Below are 5917 nucleotides of genomic sequence, written 5' to 3' on the forward strand. Positions count from 1 at the left end.
GAGGCGACCAGCGTCGGCGGCAGGAAGATGACGGCGGCCACCGAGAATATCTTGATGATGGCGTTCTGCTCGATCGAGATCATGCCGAGCGTCGCGTCGAGCAGGAAGGAGATCTTCTGCGACAGGAAGGTGGCGTGGTCGGCGAGCGACAGCACGTCGCGCGACAGGGTCTTGATGCGGGCGCGGACATCCTTGCTCATCCGGGTCTGGGTGGCGACATGGGCGAGGAAACCGGCAAGACGCTGCAAGGAGATCAGGCTGTCGCGGACCGAGGAGGCGATGTCCTCCTTGCGGCCGATGGCCTTCAGGAGTTCCTGGAAATCGCGGTTGCGCTTCGATACCTTGGTCGAGCGCGCCTGAAAAATGTCGCGCGAGATCGCCTCCACGTCGCGACCGGCGCGCTCGAGGATGTCGGCAAGGCGGTCGACGATCGCCTCCAGCAGGCCAATCAGGATGGTGTCGCCGCTGGTGCAGCCCATCGCCACCTTTTCCGCGCGCATGGGAAAGGTCTTGAAGGCCTTCGGCTCGTGGTAGCGCACCGTGATAAGCCTGTTGCCCGACAGCGCGAAGGTGACCGGCGACATCAGAGGATCGTCGACCTCGGTCTGCGCTGGCAAGGCGGCGGTCATGAAGTAGGCGCCGTCCTCGACATAGAGGCGGCTGGAGATCTCGATCTCCTCCATCTCCTCGCGGGTCGGAATGGCGATGCCGAGCCAGCTTTCGATGGCGGCCTCTTCCTCCTTGGTCGGGTTGACGAGATCGGCCCAGACGACCTTGTCGCCATCCGCCGACAGGTCGTCGGTGAGGCGCAGGCGGTCATTGTCCACGACGAAAGCCTTGATCATCGCCAGATCTCCCCTGCGAAGCTGCGTTCGGATTGCGCGTCGTGTCGGATTGCACGGCTCTTCATCGCGTGCGCTGACCGTGCGCCTGCCGCTTAGACCCGCGCCATGACAAAATCAAGACAAGCCCCGGCAGGGCGGGTCGGCATCGGCCGCTCAGAAAAATTCGTCGAGAAGCCGATACCAGGAAAGCTTTGCCGGCTCGACCTGCGGCGGGCCGTAGCGCTCCAGGAACGGTTTCACCCAGGCTTCGCCGAGATTGTGGCGGATGCTCCAGCAGGCGAGCGCCAGATCCTGGTGGCGGTCGGCGACGCCCAGCCGGCCGCAGTCGATGAAGCCGCTGAAACGGCCCTCGGCGGCCATGAAGTTCGGCATGCAGGCATCGCCATGAGTGACGACGAGATCCTCGGCTGACGGTCGAAGCGCAAGCAGTTCGGCGAAGGCATCGGCGGCGGTCCGCCCCTGCCGTTCGTCGTCGAAATCGCTCTCGTCGACTTCGCCGGCCTCCATGCGCGCACGGGCCGTGGCGATACGGTTGTCTGCCCGATGATCGAAGGGGCAGGCGCGGCGATCGAGCGCATGCAGGTCGCCAAGCGCGGCGGCCATGATGCCGATGGCGGCGGCCGGATCGAGCTGCCGCACCGATGCAAGGTCGCGCCCCGGAATGGCCGACATCAACAGCCAGTTCTGCTGCGAATGGGTTTCGAAGGCGATGACATCGGGGCAGGCGATGTCCCTTGCCGAGAGCCAGCGCAGGCGCGCTGCCTCATCGGCGAGTTCGGCAAAAGGGCCGGCCTGTTCGATCTTGAGGAACAGGGCAGGCTTGTCCTCGGCCTCCAGGCGAAAGACGCCGGCCTGCGACTGGCCGATCGTCTGGCGGTGCCAGCGGTAGCCGGACAGCTGATGTCGCAGCCCTGGCGGCAGGTCGGCGTCGGAGGGGTGATGGTTCATTGCCGGCGGGCGGGCCCGGTGAAAGCCCGCCTCCTTGTCATGGCCTGCCGGCGTTCGGCAGGATCTGGTGCAGGACGATCGCCCAGACGGCGCCGAAGGCGATCGAGGAACCCAGAATGTACTGAACGATGTCGGGCAGCGTCTTGACGAAATCCGGCGGGGCGAGCGTGGCGAACAGCGCCATCAGGATCGGCAGGCCGATGACCAGCATATTCCTTTCAGTTAGCGGCGTGCCGCGCACGACGCGAAAACCGTTCATGGCGATGACGACGCAGAGCACGCCGAAGACGCCGCCGATAACCGGTCCGGGGATCGAGGCGATGACCGCCGACAGTTTGCCGATCAGCCCGAACAGCACCAGGAAGATGCCGGCGGCGGCGAAGGCGGCGCGGCTGGCGATGCCGGTGATGGCGATGATGCCGGCGTTGGACGAATAGCCGGTGACCGGTGTGCTGCACAGCAGCGCGCTGATCAGGCAGCCCAGGCCCTCGCCGGTGGCGCCCCGGTCGAGCTGCTCGTCCGACAGCGGCTTGTCGATGACGGCGCCGACCGCGAACCAGGTGCCCGTCGTTTCGGCCAGCACGACGATGTAGACGATCAGCATCGTCAGCATCGCCGACAGCGAGAAGGTCACATCGAGGTTGAGGAAGGCGATGCGCGGCATGGAGAACCAGGTCGCGGCGGTAACGCCCGACATGTCCAGCTGGCCCATGAAGGCAGCAGCCAGGCTGCCGGCCAGAAGCGCGATGATCACCGACAGCAGGCGCAGCCAGTTGCCTTTGGCGCCAAGCGCCATGCCCGCGAGCATGCAGCCGACGAGGACCGCCGCGGCGATGAAGGCCAGGATGATGTTGCCGCCGACGGTGGCCGTGCCATGGACCGCGAACACGCTTTCCTTCAGCGCCACCGGCATCAGCGCGACGCCGACGACGATGATGATGGCGCCGCCGACGATGGGCGGCACGAAGCGGTTGACGAGGCGGTGGAAGAGCTTGGTCGGCGAGCCCAGAAGCATGACCAGTATGGCGCCCGGAATGAGCGCGCCGATCACAGCGGATAGCCCGCCGATGCCGCCGCCGGCGCCGAAGGCGATGGCCAGCACCGCGCCGATCGGAACGAAGGAGGGCCCCTGGACGACAGGCAGCCGCATCAGAAGCTGCGACTGGATCAGCGTCGCGATGCCGGCTGCGACAAAGGCCGACTGGATGAAGGCGCCGGCGTCGCCGACGCTGAAGGCGAGCACCGAGGCAATGATGAACGGCACGATGTAGACGTCCATCGCCAGCACGTGCTGGAGGCCGAGCAAGGCGGCCTTGCCTAGGGGCAACGGATCGTCCGGCTGGGCGATCAATGTGATTTCTGGTGCAACGCTTTCCATGGTGTCCCCTCTGGCCATGATGTCCCCTCTGGAAATCCCCAGCCGATCATGGGATCAGTCGGCGCCAAAGGACAGCGGCGCAAAGGTTTGCCAACTGTTTTTTAGTGGGCCACGCAAGGGCGGTTCCACGCGCCAGCGCAACCGGAGCGACAGATGACAAGAGACCCCTTCACGCTGCTCGGCACCGCCTTCCATACGCCCGAGCGCGGCAGACTGGAGGTGCTGGAGGACCATCTGTTCGGCATCGATGGCCAGGGGCGGATCGCCGAGATTCTGGCGCCCGACCATCCCGATTATGCGGCGCGCGCGAGCGACGCCCGCGAGGCGGGCACGCTGGTGGAACTCCGGACGGGACAGTTCCTGCTCCCCGGGCTGGTCGACCTGCACATCCACGCGCCGCAATGGCCGCAGATGGGCAAAGCGCTCGACGTGCCGCTGGAAGTCTGGCTGCAGAAATACACGTTTCCGCTCGAAGCCCGCTACGCCGATGTCGGCTATGCCCGCGAGGTCTATGCCGGGCTGGTCGACAATCTGCTCGCCAACGGCACCACCACGGCGCTCTACTTCGCCACCGTCCATGTCGAGGCCAGCCTGGCGCTGGCGGCCATCTGCCTCGAAAAGGGCCAGCGCGCGCTGGTCGGCAAGGTGGTGATGGACGATCCCGAACAGTGCCCGCCGTTCTATCGCGATGCCGACGCGGCGGGCGCGATTGCCGACACAAGGTGCTTCATCGAAGCCATGCTGGACATGGCTTCAGGGGAAAGGCCGCTGGTCCAACCTGTGATCACGCCGCGCTTTATTCCAAGCTGCACGGACGCGGCTTTGCAGGGTCTCGGCTGTCTCGCCGACGAATTCGGTTGCCATGTGCAGACCCATTGTTCGGAAAGCGACTGGGCGAAGGCCTTCGTGGAGGAGCGTTTCGGCCAGAGCGATGCGGCCAGCCTCGACGGCTTCGGCCTGCTGACGCGCAGGACCATCCTGGCGCATTCGAACTTCATCGATGGCAGGGATATGGACCTGATCAAGGGGAAGGGCGCGGGCGTCGCCCATTGCCCGCTGTCCAATGCCTATTTCGCCAATGCGGTGTTCCCGCTGCGCGAAGCACTCGACCGGCACATGCATATCGGCCTCGGCACCGACATTTCGGGCGGCTATAGCCCGTCGCTGTTCGATGGCTGCCGGCACGCGCTCTCGGCATCGCGGACGCTGCAGAGCGGCGTCCATGCCCATCTGGCGGCGGACGAGCGCGGCGCGCCGGGCCAACCGATCACGCATCAGGATGCGTTCTGGCTGGCCACCGCCGGCGGCGCCGAAGCGCTCGACCTGCCGACGGGCAGTTTCCGCGTCGGGCATGAATTCGACGCGCTGCTGATCGACACGAAAGCGAGCGCCTCCAACATCCACATCAATGCGGCGGACGACACGCTTGATGATGTCTTCCAGAAGATCGTGCTCAATGCGGCGCGGGCGAATATCGCTGTTGTTTGGGTAAATGGGCGGGCAGTCCGCGGCTGAGGTCAGTCAGGCGCTGGCCAATTGATCTGATATCACCACTTCGCGAACATCAGCGCCGACAGGAACGTGCGCAGGAAAGCCATGTACATGATGACATAGGCAATTGCCCAGGGCGCGTTGGCGACGAACAGCCAGTCCGGATCGGCTAGATGGATGAGATAGTGGCTCATCAGGTAGCAGAACGCGGCAAGCAACGCGGTCAGGACGGCAGACCGGATCAATGACCGCCTGAAGGCGGCCGCATCCTTGTCGAAGAAGCCCGAACCGGCCATGAAAAGCAGATAGAGGCCTGCCAGCAAGGTTGCCATAGGATCGATGACCGGCGACCAGTCGGTATTGATCCAGCCCAGCTTCTGGAACGGCTGAAACCACGGCGCCACCATCGCCGCGAAGGCCGCGGGGTAGCTTTGCCAGCGGCTAAAGGCGTCCTTGATGCCGGCCATCTAGTTTTCCGTCGGAAGCAGGTAAGAGACAGGCAGCGTCGCCACCGACCTGCCGTCCTGGTCGACCAGGCTGATCGAATGGTCGACGAAATCAGCCTGATTGTCAGCCGTCGCAGCCGCAGTGAAGGACAATCGGCCTTCTCCCTGTTTCATCGTCCAGCGTTTTTCGGAGATCGTGTTCAGCCGACCCAGCCCTTCTCCATCGAACCGGACGGACAATGTGGCATCGCCGTACTTCTGCGAAGGCGAGTTCATGGTGTAGTCGAGTTCGTAGGTGAAGGTCTTTCCGTCGAACTTCGAATAGAAAGACGCATCGATGTCCATGAGACTGTCATCGTCCGCCGCGACAAGCTGTGTCGAAAACGAATAGAGGCTCTCCAGCAGAAACTGACCGGTCTGCTTGGTCGCGTCCTCGATCTTCTGCCGAAACGAGGAGTCTTTTTTCTCGGGTTTTACCAGGCTCGGTTCGTCCTTGTGGGCGAAATAGACCGCATCTCTCTTGTCGTCGGAGTTGCCGTAGTGCAGCGGCGCGCTGGCCTGCACGTTCACCTTGTCGATGAAGTCCTGTCCGCCGGTCGTTGGCCGGTCTTTCCGCGCAATCGCCTCCGGGAGAACGCCTTCCCAGTGGTTGCGCAGTTTTTCCGTGGGGGCCAGCACCTGGATGCAGCGGCCATACATGAAGGCATTGGCCCGCGCCCGGATCCAGCTTTCATAGGAGAAATGATAGGCGCCGTCGTCAACGGGAACAGCGTCCTTCCCGACGCACCAATCCTCCGCCAGCGAGGGTC

General features: G+C 64.3%; 6 protein-coding genes. 1 reads left to right on the forward strand and 5 read right to left on the reverse strand.

All coding sequences use genetic code 11. The features are described 5' to 3' along the window. The 3 genes from J0I79_RS02715 to J0I79_RS02725 all read right to left on the reverse strand — a co-directional run. Positions 1–845 (reverse strand): magnesium transporter CorA family protein (locus J0I79_RS02715; protein WP_292855191.1); only part of this gene is annotated, 845 nt, incomplete at its 3' end. 153 nt (positions 846–998) lie between these two features. Further along, complete coding sequence (locus tag J0I79_RS02720; RefSeq protein WP_292855192.1) at positions 999–1793, reverse strand: APH(3')-II family aminoglycoside O-phosphotransferase; 795 nt, start codon at positions 1791–1793, stop codon at positions 999–1001. Positions 1794–1830: 37 nt separating this feature from the next. Next, complete coding sequence (locus tag J0I79_RS02725; protein WP_292855193.1) at positions 1831–3189, reverse strand: solute carrier family 23 protein; 1359 nt, start codon at positions 3187–3189, stop codon at positions 1831–1833. Between the two features lie 135 nt (positions 3190–3324). Here J0I79_RS02725 and guaD point away from each other — a divergent pair, with 135 nt between their 5' ends. Next, complete coding sequence (gene guaD / locus J0I79_RS02730; RefSeq protein WP_292855194.1) at positions 3325–4686, forward strand: guanine deaminase; 1362 nt, start codon at positions 3325–3327, stop codon at positions 4684–4686. A 32-nt stretch (positions 4687–4718) separates the two neighbouring features. On the opposite strand, the gene J0I79_RS02735 is transcribed toward guaD, so the two are convergent. Together J0I79_RS02735 and J0I79_RS02740 are read right to left on the reverse strand one after the other, a co-directional pair. Next, positions 4719–5129 carry a hypothetical protein gene (locus J0I79_RS02735; RefSeq protein ID WP_292855195.1) on the reverse strand — a complete coding sequence of 137 codons (411 nt, stop codon included), beginning with the start codon at positions 5127–5129 and terminating at the stop codon, positions 4719–4721. Continuing rightward, positions 5130–5917 (reverse strand): hypothetical protein (locus tag J0I79_RS02740; protein ID WP_292855196.1); only part of this gene is annotated, 788 nt, incomplete at its 5' end. It lies immediately after the preceding gene.

The sequence above is a fragment of the Mesorhizobium sp. genome (assembly GCF_017306585.1).
Taxonomy (GTDB): domain Bacteria; phylum Pseudomonadota; class Alphaproteobacteria; order Rhizobiales; family Rhizobiaceae; genus Mesorhizobium.

Excerpts from the sequence above, each read along its gene's own strand:
- J0I79_RS02725 (WP_292855193.1), bottom strand. The coding sequence starts at position 3,189 with ATGGCCAGAGGGGACACCATGGAAAGCGTTGCACCAGAAATCACATTG.
- J0I79_RS02720 (WP_292855192.1), bottom strand. The coding sequence starts at position 1,793 with ATGAACCATCACCCCTCCGACGCCGACCTGCCGCCAGGGCTGCGACAT.
- guaD (WP_292855194.1), top strand. The coding sequence starts at position 3,325 with ATGACAAGAGACCCCTTCACGCTGCTCGGCACCGCCTTCCATACGCCC.
- J0I79_RS02735 (WP_292855195.1), bottom strand. The coding sequence starts at position 5,129 with ATGGCCGGCATCAAGGACGCCTTTAGCCGCTGGCAAAGCTACCCCGCG.